The 18,143-nt window shown below is 70.3% G+C and carries 16 protein-coding genes; 9 read left to right on the top strand and 7 right to left on the bottom strand.

The genetic code is table 11. From position 1 onward, the window contains the following. Positions 1-36: 36 nt before the first annotated feature. Complete coding sequence (locus AB0C38_RS16390; RefSeq protein ID WP_360673128.1) at positions 37-1,017, bottom strand: heme o synthase; 981 nt, start codon at positions 1,015-1,017, stop codon at positions 37-39. 294 nt (positions 1,018-1,311) lie between these two features. Between AB0C38_RS16390 and tkt the strand changes: the two genes are divergently transcribed. The 6 genes from tkt to pgl are packed head-to-tail and all read left to right on the top strand — an operon-like array spanning position 1,312 to position 9,493. Next, complete coding sequence (gene tkt, locus AB0C38_RS16395; protein WP_360673131.1) at positions 1,312-3,411, top strand: transketolase; 2,100 nt, start codon at positions 1,312-1,314, stop codon at positions 3,409-3,411. Positions 3,412-3,422: 11 nt separating this feature from the next. Then, positions 3,423-4,535, top strand: a complete 1,113-nt coding sequence (gene tal / locus AB0C38_RS16400; protein ID WP_360673134.1) for a transaldolase — start codon at positions 3,423-3,425, stop codon at positions 4,533-4,535. 8 nt (positions 4,536-4,543) lie between these two features. After that, on the top strand, positions 4,544-6,166 hold the full coding sequence (locus tag AB0C38_RS16405) for a glucose-6-phosphate isomerase (RefSeq protein ID WP_360673137.1): 1,623 nt from the start codon (positions 4,544-4,546) through the stop codon (positions 6,164-6,166). Further along, positions 6,163-7,686 carry a glucose-6-phosphate dehydrogenase gene (gene zwf / locus AB0C38_RS16410; protein WP_360673141.1) on the top strand — a complete coding sequence of 508 codons (1,524 nt, stop codon included), beginning with the start codon at positions 6,163-6,165 and terminating at the stop codon, positions 7,684-7,686. Before AB0C38_RS16405 ends, zwf begins: the two co-directional genes overlap by 4 nt. After that, complete coding sequence (gene opcA / locus AB0C38_RS16415; protein ID WP_360673144.1) at positions 7,683-8,717, top strand: glucose-6-phosphate dehydrogenase assembly protein OpcA; 1,035 nt, start codon at positions 7,683-7,685, stop codon at positions 8,715-8,717. Before zwf ends, opcA begins: the two co-directional genes overlap by 4 nt. Next, a complete protein-coding gene (pgl, locus tag AB0C38_RS16420; RefSeq protein ID WP_360673147.1) occupies positions 8,714-9,493 on the top strand; it encodes a 6-phosphogluconolactonase in 780 nt (259 codons plus the stop codon). Before opcA ends, pgl begins: the two co-directional genes overlap by 4 nt. 46 nt (positions 9,494-9,539) lie before the next feature. Here the strand turns inward: pgl and AB0C38_RS16425 are convergent, their stop codons facing one another. Continuing rightward, complete coding sequence (locus tag AB0C38_RS16425; protein ID WP_360673150.1) at positions 9,540-10,115, bottom strand: CGNR zinc finger domain-containing protein; 576 nt, start codon at positions 10,113-10,115, stop codon at positions 9,540-9,542. 81 nt (positions 10,116-10,196) lie between these two features. Here AB0C38_RS16425 and AB0C38_RS16430 point away from each other — a divergent pair, with 81 nt between their 5' ends. Continuing rightward, complete coding sequence (locus AB0C38_RS16430) at positions 10,197-11,351, top strand: epoxide hydrolase family protein (protein WP_360673153.1); 1,155 nt, start codon at positions 10,197-10,199, stop codon at positions 11,349-11,351. A 131-nt stretch (positions 11,352-11,482) separates the two neighbouring features. On the opposite strand, the gene AB0C38_RS16435 is transcribed toward AB0C38_RS16430, so the two are convergent. After that, entirely contained in the window at positions 11,483-12,046 is a 564-nt protein-coding gene (locus AB0C38_RS16435; protein ID WP_360673155.1) for a TetR family transcriptional regulator, read from the bottom strand. Positions 12,047-12,171: 125 nt separating this feature from the next. Here AB0C38_RS16435 and AB0C38_RS16440 point away from each other — a divergent pair, with 125 nt between their 5' ends. Together AB0C38_RS16440 and AB0C38_RS16445 are read left to right on the top strand one after the other, a co-directional pair. Beyond that, complete coding sequence (locus AB0C38_RS16440) at positions 12,172-13,260, top strand: NAD(P)/FAD-dependent oxidoreductase (protein WP_360673158.1); 1,089 nt, start codon at positions 12,172-12,174, stop codon at positions 13,258-13,260. A 291-nt stretch (positions 13,261-13,551) separates the two neighbouring features. Beyond that, positions 13,552-14,751, top strand: coding sequence for a histidine kinase (locus AB0C38_RS16445; RefSeq protein WP_360673161.1), 1,200 nt, complete (start codon positions 13,552-13,554; stop codon positions 14,749-14,751). 577 nt (positions 14,752-15,328) lie between these two features. Here the strand turns inward: AB0C38_RS16445 and AB0C38_RS16450 are convergent. From AB0C38_RS16450 to AB0C38_RS16465, 4 genes are all read right to left on the bottom strand, one after another. Further along, complete coding sequence (locus tag AB0C38_RS16450; protein WP_360673164.1) at positions 15,329-15,673, bottom strand: RNA polymerase-binding protein RbpA; 345 nt, start codon at positions 15,671-15,673, stop codon at positions 15,329-15,331. Between the two features lie 107 nt (positions 15,674-15,780). Further along, positions 15,781-16,011: a preprotein translocase subunit SecG gene (gene secG, locus AB0C38_RS16455; protein ID WP_086845181.1), complete on the bottom strand. Its 231-nt coding sequence runs from the start codon at positions 16,009-16,011 to the stop codon at positions 15,781-15,783. 127 nt (positions 16,012-16,138) lie between these two features. Beyond that, positions 16,139-16,924: a triose-phosphate isomerase gene (tpiA, locus tag AB0C38_RS16460; RefSeq protein WP_360673167.1), complete on the bottom strand. Its 786-nt coding sequence runs from the start codon at positions 16,922-16,924 to the stop codon at positions 16,139-16,141. After that, positions 16,924-18,138, bottom strand: coding sequence for a phosphoglycerate kinase (locus AB0C38_RS16465; protein ID WP_360673170.1), 1,215 nt, complete (start codon positions 18,136-18,138; stop codon positions 16,924-16,926). The genes tpiA and AB0C38_RS16465 overlap by 1 nt, the downstream gene beginning before the upstream one ends. Between the last annotated feature and the right edge of the window lie 5 nt (positions 18,139-18,143).

The following is an 18,143-nucleotide window of genomic DNA, read 5'->3' on the forward strand; positions in this document are numbered from 1 at the left end:
CCGACTCGATGACGTCCGCGAAGAACGCCGCGGGGCTCAGAACGGCAGGCCGAGAGTGGGCAGTCCGATCGCCGAGTCGACCGCCAGCGCCACGAACACGATCATCAGGTACGTGTTGGACCGGTGGAAGAGCGCCATCGGCTTCGTCTCTTCCCCGCGCCGCACCGCGGCCTGCAGGCTGTGCGCGTAGAAGAGGAACCAGCCGCCCGCCAGGATGGCGAACGTGCCGTACAGCCAGGACGTCACCGGGAGCAGCAGCAGCGTCCACGCCACCATCACCCACGAGTAGATGACGATCTGCTTGGCGACGTGCTGGGCGGTGGCCACCACCGGGAGCATCGGGACGCCCGCGCGCTCGTAGTCGTCGCGGTACTTCATGCCCAGCGCCCACGTGTGGGGCGGCGTCCAGAAGAAGATGACGCCGAACATCACGAACGCCGGCCACTGCACGGTGCCGGTGACGGCCGCCCAGCCGATGACGACCGGCATGCAGCCCGCGGCACCGCCCCAGACCACGTTCTGTGACGTGCGCCGCTTGAGGCCGAGCGTGTAGACGAAGATGTAGAAGAGGATCGTCGCGACCGCGAGGATCGCCGACAGCAGGTTGACCGTGAAATAGAGCACCACGGCCGAGGCGACGCCCATCACCAAGCCGAAGATCAGCGCGCCGCGGCGGGGCACCGAGTCCTTCACCAGCGGACGGCGCTTCGTGCGGTTCATCACCTTGTCGATGTCCGCGTCGATCACGCAGTTGAGCGCGTTCGCGCTGCCCGCGGCCATCGTCCCGCCGACCAGTGTGGCCAGGACCAGCCACGGCGACGGGATTTCCCGCCCGGCCAGGAACATCGCCGGGATGGTGGTCACCAGGAGGAGCTCGATCACCCGCGGCTTCGCCAGTGCGGCGTAGGCGCCGACGACCTGGCGGATGCTTCGCCGGTCACCGTGCGGTCGATCACCGGTCGGGTGCACGGCGCTGGTGTCGTCACTGCGTCCGTGCGCAGCGTTCACCAACGACATTTCACTCCCTGCGTCAGGTTCGGGTGGGCCTGCCCCGGCGGACGTGGTGGAGCCGCTGAAAACCGCCGGGCTGAACCCTCGAACGATGTTAGACGTGGTGAATCCCGTGGGTGATCGCGGGTCTGGAACGGGTCCAAGCACTAGGCTGGCCGGGTCGGGCCGCGATTGCCCCTGCGCAGGGTCGCGAGCAGGAATATCGTCCCTTCGGGATCGATTGAGATAGATGACCCCGCGCACGGGTAACCGGTACGAGGAAGACCAGCCGCAACCATCATGACCGGGAGTTGGAGTTCAGTGTCCGATACCACCCCTACCAGCGAGAACAACCCACTCCTGCGGCGCAACGTGCCCGCCGACTGGACCGACACCGACACCCGCGCCGTGGACACCGTCCGGGTGCTCGCCGCGGACGCGGTCGAGAACTGTGGCAGCGGCCACCCCGGTACCGCGATGAGCCTGGCGCCGCTGGCCTACACCCTCTTCCAGCGCACCCTGCGGCACGACCCGAACGACCAGAACTGGCCGGGCCGCGACCGGTTCGTGCTGTCGGCCGGGCACAGCAGCCTGACGCTCTACATCCAGCTGTTCCTCGCCGGCTACGGCCTCGAGCTCGAGGACCTCAAGCAGCTGCGCAAGTGGGGCTCCAAGACCCCGGGCCACCCGGAGTACCGGCACACCGACGGCGTCGAGACCACCACCGGCCCGCTGGGGCAGGGCCTGGCGAACGCCGTGGGCATGGCGATGGCCGCCCGCCGCGAGCGCGGCCTGCTGGACCCGGACGCGGCACCCGGTGAGAGCATTTTCGACCACCACATCTACGCGATCGCGTCCGACGGCGACATCGAAGAGGGCGTCACCGCCGAGGCGTCGTCCATCGCGGGCCGCCAGGAACTGGGCAACCTGATCGTCTTCTGGGACGACAACAAGATCTCCATCGAGGACGACACGAACATCGCCCTTTCGGAGGACACGGTCGCGCGGTACGAGGCCTACGGCTGGCACACCCAGTTCGTCGAAGGCGGCGAAGACGTCGTCGCGCTCGAAGAGGCCATCAAGAACGCGAAGGCCGAAACCGGCAAACCGTCGTTCATCGCGGTGCGGACCGTCATCGGTTACCCGGCCCCGAAAAAGATGGGCACCGGCAAGGCGCACGGCGCCGCGCTGGGCGCCGACGAGGTCGCCGAGGTCAAGAAGATCCTCGGCTTCGACCCGGAGCAGTCGTTCCAGGTCGAGGACGACGTCATCAAGCACACCCGCCAAGCCCTGGACCGCGGCAAGGCCGCCCACGCCGAGTGGGCCGAGAAGTTCGCCGCGTGGGGCGAGGCCAACCCGGAGCGCAAGAAGATCGCGGACCGGATGTCCACCCGCACGCTGCCGGAGGGCTTCGCCGACAACCTCCCGAAGTGGGAGCCGGACGCGAAGGGCATCGCCACCCGCAAGGCCTCGGGCGAGGTGCTCAACGCGCTCGCCGGGCCGCTGCCGGAGCTGTGGGGCGGGTCCGCGGACCTCGCCGAGAGCAACAACACCACGATGAAGGGCGCCGACTCGTTCGGCCCGGAGAAGGCTTCCACGGACATGTGGAAGACCAGCCCGTACGGCCGGACGCTGCACTTCGGCATCCGCGAGCACGCCATGGGCTCGATCCTCAACGGGATCGCGCTGCACGGCGGCACCCGCCCGTACGGCGCGACGTTCCTCATCTTCTCCGACTACATGCGCCCGCCGGTCCGGCTGGCCGCGCTGATGAAGGCGCCGGTCACCTACGTCTGGACGCACGACTCGATCGGCCTCGGCGAGGACGGGCCGACGCACCAGCCGATCGAGCAGCTTTCCGCGCTGCGCGCGATCCCGGGCCTCAACGTCGTCCGCCCGGCGGACGCCAACGAGACCGCCTACGCGTGGAAGGCCGTGCTGGAGGACATCCACCACCCGTCCGGCCTGGCGCTCACCCGCCAGAACGTGCCGGTGCTCGAGGGCACCAGCGCCGAGGGTGTCGCCAAGGGCGGGTACGTCCTGGCGGACTCGGACGGCACCCCGGACGTGGTGCTCATCGGCACCGGTTCCGAGGTCCAGCTCGCCGTCGAGGCGAAGAAGGTCCTCGAGGCCGACGGCGTCCAGGCGCGCGTCGTCTCGATGCCGTGCGTCGAGTGGTTCGACGCGCAGGACGCGGCCTACCGCGAATCCGTCATCCCGGCCGGTGTGAAGGCCCGCGTGTCCGTCGAGGCGGGCATCGCCCAGTCGTGGCACCGCTTCACCGGTGACGCCGGGGTGAACGTTTCGATCGAGCACTTCGGCGCCTCCGCCGATGCCGGCACCCTGTTCCGTGAGTTCGGGTTCACCACGGAAGCAGTCGTCGACGCCGCCCGCCGCTCGATCGCCAACACCAAGAACTGAAGGGGACATTGATGAGCAACGACAAGCTCGCGCAGCTGTCCGAGGCCGGTGTATCGATCTGGCTGGACGACCTTTCGCGCGAACGCCTGAACACCGGCAACCTCGCCGCGCTGGTCCGCGACAAGCACGTCGTCGGCGTGACGACCAACCCGACGATCTTCGCCAACGCGATGTCGAAGGGTGACGCCTACAACGAGCGGACGAAGGAACTCGCCGCCCAGGGCGCCGACGTCGAAGCGACCATCCGGGACCTGACGACGACCGACGTGCGCAACGCCGCCGACCTGTTCCGCGACGTCTACAACGCCACGAACGGCGTCGACGGCCGCGTCTCGATCGAGGTCGACCCGCGCCTGGCCAAGGACACCGACAAGACGGTGGCCGAGGCGAAGGACCTCTGGAAGACCGTCGACCGGCCGAACGTGCTGATCAAGATCCCGGCCACCGAAGAGGGCCTGCCGGCGATCACCGCCACGCTCGCCGAGGGCATCAGCGTCAACGTCACGCTGATCTTCTCCGTCGAGCGCTACAAGAAGGTCATCGAGGCCCACTTCGCCGGCCTGGAGCAGGCGAAGGCCAACGGCCACGACCTCCGCGGCATCCACTCGGTCGCGTCGTTCTTCGTGTCCCGTGTGGACACCGAGATCGACAAGCGGCTCGACGCGATCGGCACCGACGAGGCCAAGGCCCTGCGCGGCAAGGCGGCCGTCGCCAACGCCCGGCTCGCCTACGCGGCCTTCGAAGAGTTGTCGGCCACGGACCGCTGGAAGGCCCTCGCGGCCGACGGCGCCCACGCACAGCGCCCCCTGTGGGCCTCCACCGGCGTCAAGAACCCGGACTACTCCCCCACCCTCTACGTCGACGACCTGGTGGTGAAGGACACCGTGAACACCATGCCGGAGAAGACTCTCGACGCAGTCGCCGAGGGCTCCGAGCTCAAGGGTGATCAGGTGAGCGGGCGCGGCGCCGAGGCTCAGGAGGTCTTCGACAAGCTCGAAGCCGTCGGCATCGACATCACGGACGTGTTCCTCACGCTGGAGAACGAAGGCGTCGAGAAGTTCGAGAAGTCCTGGACCGAACTGCTCGAGACCGTCGACGGCCAGCTCAAGAACGCGAAGGGCTGAAGCACGACATGACGACAGGGGAAAAGACCGGCGTCGAGATCGTCGACGCCGAACTGGCGGAGCGCGCCGCGCCGCTGGCCGACCGGCTGGTCGCCGACCAAGCCGCGTCGAAGCTGGCCGCGAAGGACGCCACGCTCTGGGGAGCGGACGCCGAATCCGAGGCGTCGATCCGGCTGTCCTGGACGACACTGCACAAGTCGTCCCGGCCGCTGATCGGCGAGATCGAGGCGCTGCGGACCGAACTGCGGTCCGAGGGCGTCGACCGGGTCGTCCTCGCCGGCATGGGCGGCTCGTCGCTGGCACCGGAGGTGATCACCGGAACCGACGGCGTCGCGCTGACCGTGCTCGACACCACCGACCCCGGCCAGGTCGCCGACGCGCTCGCCGGCGACCTCGAGCGCACCGTGATCGTGGTGTCGTCGAAGTCGGGCGGCACCGTCGAGACCGACAGCCACCGGCGGATCTTCGCGAAGGCATTCACCGACGCGGGGATCGACGCGGCGCGGCGGATCGTGGTCGTCACCGACCCGGGCTCGCCGTTCCAGGAACTGTCCGAAAAGGAGGGTTACCGCAAGACCTTCCTCGCCGACCCGCACGTCGGCGGCCGCTACTCGGCGCTGACCGCGTTCGGGCTCGTCCCGGCCGGCCTCGCCGGCGCGGACGTCGCCCGCCTGCTCGACCAGGCCGCTTCGGTGGCCGAAGAGCTCGGCACGGACTCGGCCGGCAACCCGGCGGTCAAGCTGGCCGCCGCGTGGGCCGCCGCGCATGAGGCCGGCGCGGAGAAGGTCGTGCTGGCTGACTCGGGTTCCGGCATCAAGGGCTTCCCCGACTGGGCGGAACAGCTGATCGCGGAGTCCACCGGCAAGCAGGGCACCGGCCTGCTGCCGGTCGCCGTCGAAGGCACCGAGGCGCCCGGCTTCGCCGACGCGAAGGCCGACGCCACCGCGGTCGCCGTCGGCGCCCCGAAGGGCGCGGCGAAGATCGCCGTCACCGGCTCGCTCGGCGCGCAGCTCCTGCTCTGGGAGTTCGCCACGGCGCTGGCCGGCCGGCTGCTCGGGATCAACCCGTTCGACCAGCCCGACGTCGAGACCGCGAAGAAGGCGGCCCGCGCGCTGCTGGACGACCCGGAGAAGCTCAAGGGCGGCGAGACGGCGTCCACTGTGGACGGACCGGTCGAGATCTTCGGCAGCGACGGGGTTTCCACGGACGGCAGCCTGACCGACGTGCTCCGCGCGTTCTTCGGCTCCGCGCCGGAAGCCGGCTACATCGCGGTGCAGGCCTACCTGGACCGCCTCGACGACGCGTCGACCGAGCTGCTGCGCGGCGAGATCGCCAAGGGCACCGGCCTGCAGACGACGTTCGGCTGGGGCCCGCGGTTCCTGCACTCCACCGGCCAGTACCACAAGGGCGGGCACCAGAACGGCGTGTTCCTGCAGCTCACCGGCGCCGTCGAGCAGGACCTCGACGTGCCGGAACGGCCGTACACGCTGGGTCAGCTGCAGCACGCCCAGGCCCTGGGTGACGGGCAGGTGCTCGCCGAGCACGGCCGCCCGGTGCTGCGCCTGCACCTGACCGACCGGGCCGCGGGGCTCGCGGCCGTCGTCCGCGCGGTACAGGAGGTCGGCGCATGACCTGGAGCAACCCGCTGCGCGACGAGCGGGACAAGCGGCTTCCGCGCATCGCCGGGCCGTCCAGCCTGGTGATCTTCGGGGTCACCGGCGACCTGGCCCGCAAGAAGCTGATGCCCGCCATCTACGACCTGGCCAACCGCGGGCTCCTGCCCGCCGGCTTCTCGCTCGTCGGGTTCGCCCGCCGCGACTGGGAGCACCAGGACTTCGGCGAGCTCGTGCACGACTCGGTCAAGGCGCACGCGCGCACGCCGTTCAAGGAGTCGGTCTGGAACCGGCTCGCCGAGGGCATCCGGTTCGTGCAGGGCACCTTCGACGACGACGACGCCTTCGACCGGCTCGCGCAGACGGTCCAGGACCTCGACAAGGAACGCGGCACCGGCGGCAACACGGCGTTCTACCTGTCGATCCCGCCCGGCGCGTTCCCGGTGGTGACCAAGCAGCTGGCCCGCTCCGGGCTGGCCAACGCGGACGCGAACACCTGGCGCCGCGTGGTCATCGAGAAGCCGTTCGGCCACGACCTCAAGAGCGCCGAAGAGCTGAACGCGATCGTCAACGACGTCTTCCCCGAGGAGTCGGTGTTCCGCATCGACCACTACCTCGGCAAGGAGACGGTGCAGAACATCCTGGCGCTGCGCTTCGCGAACCAGCTGTTCGAGCCGATCTGGAACGCCAACTACGTCGACCACGTGCAGATCACCATGGCCGAGGACATCGGCCTCGGCGGCCGCGCGGGGTACTACGACGGCATCGGCGCCGCTCGCGACGTCATCCAGAACCACCTGCTGCAGCTGCTCGCCTTCACCGCGATGGAGGAACCGCTCTCGTTCGAACCGCGGGCCCTGCGCGCGGAGAAGATCAAGGTGCTCTCGGGCACCAGCGCGATCGGGCCGCTGAGCAAGACCACCGCGCGCGGCCAGTACGCGGGCGGCTGGCAGGGCGGCACGAAGGTGCCCGGCCTGCTGCAGGAAGAGGGCTTCGCGAAGGACTCGAAGACCGAGACCTACGCCGCCGTGACCCTGGAAGTGCAGAGCCGCCGATGGGCCGGGGTGCCGTTCTACCTGCGCACCGGCAAGCGGCTCGGCCGCCGCGTCACCGAGATCGCCGTGGTGTTCAAGCGGGCGCCGCACCTGCCGTTCGACTCGACGTCGACCGAGGAGCTGGGGCAGAACGCCCTGGTCATCCGGGTGCAGCCGGACGAGGGCATCACGCTGCGGTTCGGCTCGAAGGTGCCGGGGACCACGATGGAGGTCCGCGACGTCACCATGGACTTCGGCTACGGGCACGCGTTCACCGAGTCCTCCCCCGAGGCCTACGAGCGCCTGATCCTCGACGTCCTGCTCGGCGAGCCGTCGCTGTTCCCGGTCAACGAAGAGGTCGAGCTCTCCTGGAAGATCCTCGACCCGGTCATCGAGCACTGGGCCAAGGAGGGTTCGCCGGAGCAGTACCCGCCGGGCACCTGGGGCCCGCCGTCCGCCGACGAAATGCTGGAGCGCACCGGCCGCAAATGGAGGCGCCCGTGATCATCGACCTGCCGTCCACCACGACTTCGGCGCTCAACAAGAAGCTGGTGGAGATCCGCGAACAGGGCGGGCAAGTCGCGCTCGGCCGGGTGCTGACGCTGGTCATCGTGGCCGACGACGACAGCCACCTCGAAGCGGCGATCGAAGCGGCCAACGGCGCGAGCCGCGAGCACCCGTCGCGGGTGATCGTGGTCGCCAAGGGCGCGCGCACCGCGTCCCCGCGCATCGACGGCCAGATCCGGGTCGGCGGCGACGCCGGCGCGAGCGAGGTCATCGTGCTGCGGCTCTACGGCCCGCTGGCCGCCCAGGGCCAGAGCGCGGTCGTCCCGCTGCTGCTGCCGGACGCGCCGATCGTCTGCTGGTGGCCCGGTGCCGGCCCGAAGGACCCGGACAAGGACCCGCTCGGTGAGCTGGCCCAGCGCCGGATCACCGACTCGGCCGCGGAGAAGAGCCCGGTCAAGGCGCTGACCACGCGGGCGAAGGCCTACACGGCCGGCGACACCGACCTGGCCTGGACGCGGCTGACGCACTGGCGGGCCCAGCTCGTCTCGGCGCTGGACCTGCCGCCGTACGAGAAGATCACCGCCGCGACGGTGACCGGTGAGGCCGACTCGCCGTCGACCGAGCTGCTGGCCGCGTGGCTGGCCGAGTACCTGAAGGTGCCGGTCAAGCGGGTCAAGAGCTCGGGGGCGGCCGGCATCATCTCGGTCAACCTGGAGCGGCGTTCGGGCGCGGTGGAGCTGCACCGTCCCGACGGGCGCGTCGGCACGCTGACCCAGCCGGGCCAGCCGACCCGGCGGATCGCCCTGCAGCGGCGCAGCACGCAGGACTGCCTGGTCGAGGAGCTGCGGCGGCTCGACCCGGACGAGGTCTACGAGGCGGCGCTGCACGGCCTGGGCAAGATCACGTCCGGGACGAACGGCAAGAGCGGGGCGCCGGCCAAGGCCGACGTCACGTCTCCCGCCGCCGCGGCGGCGGCCAAGACACCCGCTCCGGCCAAGGCGGGCAACGGCAAGAAGAGCGCTTCATGAGCAAGACCGAGGTCGTCGTCTACGCGAACCAGGACCTGCTGGCGGCCGCGGCGGCCGCCCGGCTGGTCACGCGGCTGGTGGACGTCCAGGCGGCCAAGGGCTCGGCGTCGCTGGTGCTCACCGGCGGCGGCACCGGCATCGCGGTGCTGTCCGAGCTGCGGGCGTCGTCGGCCCGGGACGCGATCGACTGGTCGCGCCTGGACATCTACTGGGGCGACGAGCGGTTCGTGCCGGCGGACTCGGACGAGCGGAACGAGAAGCAGGCCCGCGAGGCCCTCCTCGACCACGTCCCGCTCGACCCGAAGCGGATCCACGTGATGGCGCCGTCGGACGGCGAGTTCGGCGACGACGTGGATGCGGCAGCCGAGGCCTACGCCTCGGTGCTCGCCTCGAACGCGGGCCCGGAGGACCACGGCGACGTGCCGTCGTTCGACATCATGCTGCTGGGCCTGGGCGGCGAAGGGCACACGGCATCGGTGTTCCCGGAGTCCCCGGCGGTCTACGAGACCGAACGGTCGGTGGTGGCGGTGCGCAACTGCCCGAAGCCCCCGCCGACCCGGGTTTCGCTGACGCTGCCGGCGATCCGCCGGGCCCGTGACGTGTGGCTGATGACGGCTGGTTCGGCGAAGGCGGACGCGGTGGCACTGGCGTTGGCCGGGGCCGGCGAAGTCCAGTTGCCGGTGGCGGGGGCCCGCGGGCACCGCCGGACGCTGTGGCTCCTGGACCGCGCCGCGGCCGGGAAGCTGACAAAGGTGTACCAGCCGCCCACGGCGTGAATGCTTTTTGATGAAGGCCCTCTCGGCGATTGCCGAGGGGGCCTTCTCATTCCCCTGAGCCGGGGTCTCTGCGCCGGTTGGCGTTGAAGCGCGCCTTCTTCTGACGGTTCCCGCACGTGTTCATGTCACACCATCTGCGGGTGCGGCTCTGGCTGGTGTCGAAGAAGGCGGCTTGGCAGGTCGGCGATGCGCACAACGCCAATTTTCCGTCGCGTTCGCCCGCGATGACGCTGATCGCGTCGGCGGCGATCACGCCGAGGGCATCTTCCACCGAGGAACCCGAGCTGAGCTGCCATCGCCGCTCGCCCTCGGGCGTCAGGACGGCCGCGGCCCGGCCCTGCGCGCTGCGGTCGTTGATGACCCGGACCGCGGACGCGGGGAGTGCGTCCTGGACCGCGGCCGCGGTCGCGGCGGCGTGGATCGACTCCCTCAGCTCCCGGGCGAGGTCGAGCTGGGCGGTGGTGCAGGAATCCACGGCGAGGCCGCTCACCACCAGCCAGTCGACGAGCCGGCGCGGCGTCGGAATGCGCTCCACGGGCTCGCCGTGACGCTCCGACAGCGTGCCCGTGAAGCTGGTCGCCAGCACGCTACCGAGGCGGAATTCAGGGAACTCGACACGCATGGAACCACCTTAGCAGGTTGCGCATAGGCATGGACTCCTGTTAGAACTGTCTTAGCCGGTTCCACTTTGACAGGAGGACTCATGACCAGCGACGTACAAGCATTCGAAGCCCACGCGACCGACGCCGACCTCGACGATCTGCGTGCGCGACTGGCCGCCGCGCGGCTGCCGGAGGCCGAGACGGTCCGTGGCGGCGCGCGCCGATGGGACCAGGGCGTTCCGCTCGCCGACCTCGTCGACGTCGTGGACTACTGGCGCACGGAATACGACTGGCGGGCGTTCGAAGCGCGCCTCGAGGGCATCGGCCAGTTCCGCACGACCATCGACGGTCTGGGAATCCACTTCCTGCACCGCCGATCCGCGCGTGCGGACGCCACTCCCCTGGTCCTGACGCACGGCTGGCCGGGCAGCGTCGCCGAGTTCGTCGACGTGGTGGACGAGCTGGCCGATCCGGACGACGCCGACGCGCCGGCGTTCCACGTCGTGGTTCCCTCGCTGCCGGGCTTCGGTTACAGCGACAAGCCGGCCACCACCGGCTGGGGAACGGAAAAGATCGCGGCCGCATGGGTGGAACTGATGGGCCGGCTCGGCTACGACAGGTTCGCCGCCCACGGCGGCGACTGGGGCGGCAACATCACGACGGTTCTCGGCGGCCGGTTCCCGGAGCACGTCCTCGGCATCCACACGACGTTCGCGGAGGGCCTGCCCGGGTCGACGACGGACGGCCTGACGGCGACCGAGCGCAGGTGGACCGAGGAAACGCACCATTTCTGGCGCCACCGCGCGGCGTACGCGAAGCAGCAGGCGACCCGGCCGCAGACCATCGGCTACTCGCTCGTCGACTCACCGGTCGGGCTGCTGGCCTGGATCCTGGACAAGTTCGCCGAGTGGTCGGACACCGAGGACAGCCCGTTCGAGACGATCTCCCGGGACCGCATCCTGGACGACGTCACCTTGTACTGGCTGACGCGCAGCGGTGCGTCGGCGGCCCGCATCTACTACGAAAGCCACAACTCGCTGGACCCCGACCTCCGGGTCGACGTCCCGTCGGCGATCACCATGTACCCCCGCGACATCGAGAAGTATCCGCGCCCCTGGGCGCAGGAGCGGTACCGGCGGATCGTCCGCTGGAACTCGCCCGAAGCCGGGGGACATTTCCCGTCGCTGGAGGTTCCGGGGTACTTCGTCGAGGATCTGCGAGCGGGCCTTGCGGCCGTGCTGGCCGCCCATCAGTGAACGGGGCCGGGAGCTGGCAGCTGCCGACCCCGCGGCCGGGTCGAACCGAGGCCTCGCGACCGTGTGCGGCCACCCATCGGTGATCCGGCTGCTCAGGCGACTTCCGCCCTCGCGGCCGGGTCGAACCGGCCTTACTTCACCCGCCAGCCGCGGCCCAGGTTGCCGAAGATCTCCTCCGCCGCGCGGCGGGGGTTCTCGTGGCCCACGATCAGCTCCCGCGACGCCAGCGCGAACCGCGCCAGCGCCGCGCACGACACGTCGCCCTCCGGGGCGCCCGTCTCCTCGGCGATCGCGCGGGCGAGCGCCGTCTCGTGCCGCATCCACATGCGGCGGCCGTAGTCGCGCAGGGCCGGCGTGCTCTCGATCAGCCGGATGAACTCCTCGCTCGGGCCGCCGTCGGCGCTGTCGCGCAGCATGTGCTCCCGCAGCGCGTCCACGATCGTGTGCCCCGGCGGCCGGCCGCGCACCGCGAGGTCCAGCGCCGCCTCGATGTCGTCGTCCTGGTCGAACAGCAGCGCTTCCTTACCGGGGAAGTACTTGAACAGCGTCGTCACCGAGACGTCGGCGGCATCGGCGACGTCCTTCACCCCGACCTCGTCGTAGCCGCGTTCGAGGAACAGCTCCAGCGCGGCGTCGGCCAGCGCCTGCCGGGTCTGCGCCTTCTTGCGCTCGCGGCGCCCGATCACTTCGGTCATGCCCCCAGCCTACGTGATGGTGAACTCACTTCAAAAGTTGAGTCGTTGCACTTTTTGAGTCGTTGTGCTTTTCTGGGCTCAGGCCACCGGACCAGCCGGTGGCACCGAACTTCCAGGGGGAAGTCATGAACTCCATCGCGATCGTCGGCGCCGGCTTGGGCGGCCTCGCCTGTGCCCGCGTCCTGCAGCTCCACGGCCTCGACGTCACCGTCTTCGAACAGGAACCCTCGGCCGACGCCCGAGGCCAGGGCGGCACCCTCGACCTGCACGGCGACACCGGCCAGGTCGCCCTCCACACCGCCGGCCTGCACGACGGGTTCCGCGCCCTCGCCCGCCCCGAAGGCCAGCAGATGCGCGCACTCGACCCGCTCAGCGGCGAGGTCGTCATGGACGAGGTCCCCGCCGAAGACGACGACTTCCGTCCCGAGATCGACCGCGGCCAGCTCCGCGGCCTGCTCCTCGACTCGCTCTCCCCCGGCACCGTCCGGTGGGGACGGCCGGTCGCGGAGGTCGCCCCCGACGCCCTGACCTTCCCCGACGGCACCACCGCGGACTTCGACCTGGTCGTCGGCGCGGACGGCGCGTGGTCGCGCGTCCGCCAGGCCCTCACCGGCGTCCGGCCCGAGTACAGCGGGGTCACGTTCGTCGAGCTCGGCCTCGACGACGCCGACCGCCGCCACCCGGACCTGGCCGCGCTGACCGGCCAAGGGACGATGATGACGAAGATCGACGGGAAGGCGCTCTTCGCGCAGCGCAACAGCAACAGTCACATCCGCTGCTACGCCGTCTTCTACGCACCCGAAGACTGGGCCGCCGGCCTCGACTTCGCCGACACCGCGAAGGTGCGCGCGAACCTGCTGGAGCGCTTCGCCGGCTGGCACCCGAGCCTGCTCGGGTTCCTGCGCGACCTCGACGGCGGGTTCACGCACCGGCCGCTGCACGTCCTCCCGGTGCCGCACGCCTGGACCCACACGCCCGGGCTCACACTGCTCGGCGACGCGGCGCACCTGATGCCGCCACTGGGCGTCGGCGCGAACCTGGCCCTGCTGGACGGCACCGAGCTCGCCACCGCCCTCGCCACCGCGCCCAGCGTCGACGAAGCCGTCCGGACGTACGAGACCGGGATGCTGCCGCGGTCGAGCGAGACGGCGAAGGCCTGCGCCACCGGCCTGCACGACCTGCTCAGCGACGACCTCAGGTCCATGGCGGCCTGACGACCTATCGCCGGGCGGCCACACGTGGGTAACATGATTCCCACGATGTGGTCGTTCCGGTGCACAGCGGGAAGCAGCTCTGCTGCGCTCGGTAGCACCCCTCCGTGGCTATCCCCCGGACGGAGCAGTCGACTACGGAATTCGGACGCCGGAACTCCGACAACGGGTGAAACTTACCGTCTTCGTATGCGACCTCGTTAGCATCCGCACATTTGTCCGTTGCTGCGCGTCCCGATCGGGCCCTGAGCACCTCTCACCATCAAGTCCACAAGACGAATGGGGTCGCCAGCGATGAGTACAGAGGGACTCTCGATTCCAGGCATCTCGATCGCCGGCTCGGGGCCATCGGCCGCCGAGCGGGTGCGCAAGCGCGGGCTGAGCCTGTTCGGCTCGGTGCCCCGGCCCGCTGTGGTCACGTTCGCCATCGAGGCGGCCGCGGTCATCCTGGCCGTCCTCGACGTCTGGCTGGTGATCCCCGAGAAGGCCCAGCCCTATTCGATCTGGCTCTCCGGCGCCGCCTGCCTCGCGGTGGTGTTCCGCCGGAAGTTCCCGTTCCTCGCCGTGCTCATCGCGGTCCCCGGCTTCCTGGCCGGCTGGGCGCAGCTCGCGTCGATGATCACGCTCGGCATGCTCGCCACCCGCCGCCAGCTGCACTGGCAGGTCTGGGTCGGTGCGGCGCTCGTGTGGTGCTGCCGGTTCGTGCAGTGGCCCCTGGAGGACTTCGCCGAGCTCAGCTGGCGCGAACACATCCTCGACGGCATCTACGGCGTCCTCGTCGCCGGCATGCCGATCGCGATCGGCCTGCTCATCGGGGCGCGGTCCGAGGTTTCGAACAAGCTCGCCGAGCTGGCCACGAGCCGCGACCGCGAGCGCCGCTTCCACGCCGATGCCGTCCGCGCCGAGGAGCGCGCCCGGCTGGCGCGCGAGATGCACGACGTCGTCTCGCACCAGATCACGCTGATCGCGATGCAGGCCGGCGCGCTGCAGGCCCAGACCACCGACAACCACGCGCAGGAGACCGCGCAGGTCATCCGGACGCTGAGCAAGCGGACGCTGGAGGAGCTGCGCACCCTGCTGAGCGTGCTGCGCGCGGGCGCGGACGACGACGGCCCGCGGCCCGGCATCAACGACCTCGACCGGCTGATCCGGACGTCGGAGGTCCCGGTGCACCTGTCCGTGGAGCACCTGCCGGAGGCCCTGCCGAACCAGGTGTCGGCGGCGGCCTACCGGACGGTGCAGGAGTGCCTGACGAACGTCCACAAGCACGCCCCGGGCGCGACGGCGACGATCCGCATCCAGGGTGAGCACGGGGCGCTCAAGATCGAGGTCCGCAACGAGCGCGCGAACCGGCCGTCGGAGATGCTGCCGTCGGGCGGGCACGGGCTGACGGGGCTGGCCGAGCGGGCGCGCCTGCTGGGCGGGAGCTTCGAGACGTCGGGCATGGAGGACGGCGGCTTCCGGGTGCGGGCCCGGTACCCGCTGGATCGCTGAGGGCGGCCGTCCGGCCCCCGGTATCCATTTTACCGGCGGGGGCTGACGATTTCGGATTCGCAGGAGCCGCGAGCGGCGGATTCCGGGCTGTAATGGCCGGAATCCGCCGCTCGCGGCTTTCCGGCGCGGAACCTGTCGGTGCCCGCCGGTAGCGTGGAAATCGGGGGCTGCTCAGCGCCCGGAAGGCGCGATCGCCCGCTGGAAAGGTCAGCGCGCGTCGGTCCGCGTACTCAAATCGGCTCGCGCATCCAGACGGTCGGCTCACGTACCCGAAGAGTCGGCTCGCGCATCCAGACGGTCGGCTCACGTACCCGAAGAGTCGGCTCGCGCCCTCAGACGGTCGGCTCACGTACCCGAAGAGTCGGCTCGCGCCCTCAGACGGTCGGCTCGCGTGCCTGGAGGGTCGACACGGGTGATGGGGAGGTCGACACGGGTGATTGGAGGGTCGACACGGTACCGGGGGCTGCGTGTCGACCCTCGGATCACGCCTGTTGGTGCCTCGATCACTCCGGTCGACCGGCCTGGAGCGCGAAAAGCCACCCCGAGGTCTCCCGGGGTGGCTTTCGGCCGGCAACGCTTAGATGATCTCCCGGCGCTGGCGCAGGCGCTCGAGGGCTTCGGCCAGGATGGCCTCGCCGTCGGCGTCGCTGCGCCGCTCCTTCACGTACGCCAGGTGAGTCTTGTACGGCTCGGTCCGTGGGGCGGCCGGCGGGTTCTTCTCGTCCTGCCCGCCCGGGAGCCCGCAGCGGGGGCAGTCCCACTCGTCGGGGATCTCCGCGTCGAGTGAGAACGACGGCCGGGCTTCGTGCCCGTTGGCGCACCAGTAGCCGACCCGGCGCCGTGGCGCCGATTCACCTCGTTCGGATTCGCCCGTAGGACCGGCACCCACCCGGGTGCCTCGAATCGCGTTACCGCCAACCATGAATCCTCACACCTAGGAATCGGCGGCGCGCCCCCCAATAGGCACGCCGAATCGCTGCGCCCTGCCGTCGTGACCCGGTCGCGATCGACGGTGGGGCGCCGGACGCCTCACACCTTGAGCAGCAGACCCAGGCCCACGATGCTGATCAGCCAGACCGCGCCCAGAAGCAGGGTGATCCGGTCGAGGTTCTTCTCGGCCACGCTCGACCCGGCCAGGCTCGACTGCATCCCGCCGCCGAACAGCGACGACAGGCCACCGCCCCGGCCCCGGTGCAGCAGCACCGCGACCACCAGGAAGACGCTGGTGACGATCAACAGGATTTGCAGGAACAGCTTCATGTCATCCCTTGGGCTCTAGGAGAATGCAGGGGTACGGCATGGTCGTTTCCGACCACCACCGTACCCCTGGACTCGTCCACTGCTGTGTGACGGACCGGATACACAGGCTACCCGGTCGTGGCCTCGATCAGGGCAGCGGCCCGCCTGCGGCGAGTGCGCAGAGTTTCGTGAACTCGTCGCCGTCGAGGCTCGCTCCGCCGACCAGGGCACCGTCGACGTTCTCGCAGGCCACCAGGTCACTGATGTTGTTCGCCTTCGCCGAGCCGCCGTAAAGCACCCGGACGGACGAAGCGACCTCGTCGCCGTACTTCTCCTGGAGGGTGGCGCGGATGGCCTTGCAGACCTCTTCGGCGTCCGCGGGGGTGGCGACCTTGCCGGTGCCGATCGCCCAGACGGGCTCGTACGCGACGACCACGCCGACGACCTGCTCGGCCTTGAGCCCCTTGAGGCCCTCGACCAGCTGCGTCGTGGTGTGGTGGATGTGCTCGCCGGCCTCGCGGACCTCGAGCTTCTCCCCGACGCAGAGGATCGGCGTGATGCCGTGCTTGAGCGCGGCCTTGACCTTCTTGTTGACCAGCTCGTCGGTCTCGGCGTGGTACTCACGCCGCTCCGAGTGCCCGACGGCGACGAACTTGCAGCCCAGCTTCGCCAGCATCAGGCCCGAGATGTCGCCGGTGTACGCGCCGGAGTCCTGCGGCGCGATGTCCTGGGCGCCGTAGGTGAGCGACAGCTTGTCGCCGTCGACCAGGGTCTGCACGCTGCGGATGTCGGTGAACGGCGGCAGCACCGCCACGTCGACCTTCGCGTAGTACTTCTCCGGCAGCGCGAAGGCGATCTTCTGCACCAGCGCGATCGCCTCGAGGTGGTTCTGGTTCATCTTCCAGTTGCCGGCGATGAACGGCTTGCGTGCCACTAGTTCTTCTCCTCCAGGGCGGTCACGCCCGGCAGTTCCTTGCCTTCGAGGTACTCGAGCGAGGCCCCGCCTCCGGTGGAGATGTGCGAGAAGCCGTCCTCGGGCAGCCCGAGCTGGCGCACCGCGGCCGCGGAGTCGCCGCCGCCGACGACGGTGAACGCGTCGCTCTTGACCAGGGCTTCGGCGACGGCACGGGTGCCGCCGGAGAACGCCTCGAACTCGAACACGCCCATCGGGCCGTTCCAGAACACGGTCTTGGCGTCGGCCAGCTTGCCGGCGAACAGCTCACGCGTCTTCGGGCCGATGTCCAGGCCTTCGCGGTCTGCCGGGATGGCCGTGGCCTCGACGACCTCGTGCTCGGCGTCGGCCGAGAACCCGGTCGCGGCGAGGACGTCGACCGGCAGCACCAGTTCGACACCCCGCTTCTCGGCCTCGGCGAGGAAGCCCTTCACCTGGTCGAGCTGGTCGGCCTGGAGCAGCGACCTGCCGACCTCGTAGCCCTGGGCCTTGAGGAAGGTGTACGCCATGCCGCCGCCGACGAGCAGCCGGTCGACCTTGGTCAGCAGGTTCGCGATGACGCCGAGCTTGTCGGACACCTTCGCGCCGCCGAGCACGACCACGTAGGGCCGCTGCACGTCGTCGGTGAGCTTCTTCAGCACGTCCAGCTCGGCCAGCACCAGGCCACCGGCGTACGCCGGGAGCACCGACGCGACCTCGTAGACCGAGGCCTGCTTGCGGTGGACGACGCCGAAGCCGTCGGAGACGAACGCGCCGCCCGGGACGAGCGCGCCCAGCTCGGCGGCCAGCTCGGAGCGGTCCACGGCGTCCTTGCTGGTCTCGCGCGCGTCGAAGCGCACGTTCTCCAGCAGGACGACGCCGCCGTCGGCCAGGCCGCCGGTCAGCGCCTTGGCGGACTCGCCGACCAGGTCACCGGCGAGGGTGACCTCGGCGCCGAGCAGTTCGGTGAGCCGCGCGGCGACGGGTGCGAGGGTGTACTTCGGGTCCGGCTCGCCCTTGGGGCGGCCGAGGTGCGCGGTGACGACGACCTTCGCGCCCGCGTCGGCGAGCTTCTTGATCGTCGGCAGCGCGGCGCGGACCCGGCCGTCGTCGGTGATGCGGGACCCGTCGAGCGGGACATTCAGGTCACTGCGCACCAGCACGTAGCGACCCTGAACGCCCTCGCCCAGCAGGTCGTCGAGGTTCTTGACGGTCATCCGGC

The sequence above is a fragment of the Amycolatopsis sp. NPDC048633 genome (assembly GCF_040650695.1).
Classification (GTDB): Bacteria; Actinomycetota; Actinomycetes; order Mycobacteriales; family Pseudonocardiaceae; genus Amycolatopsis.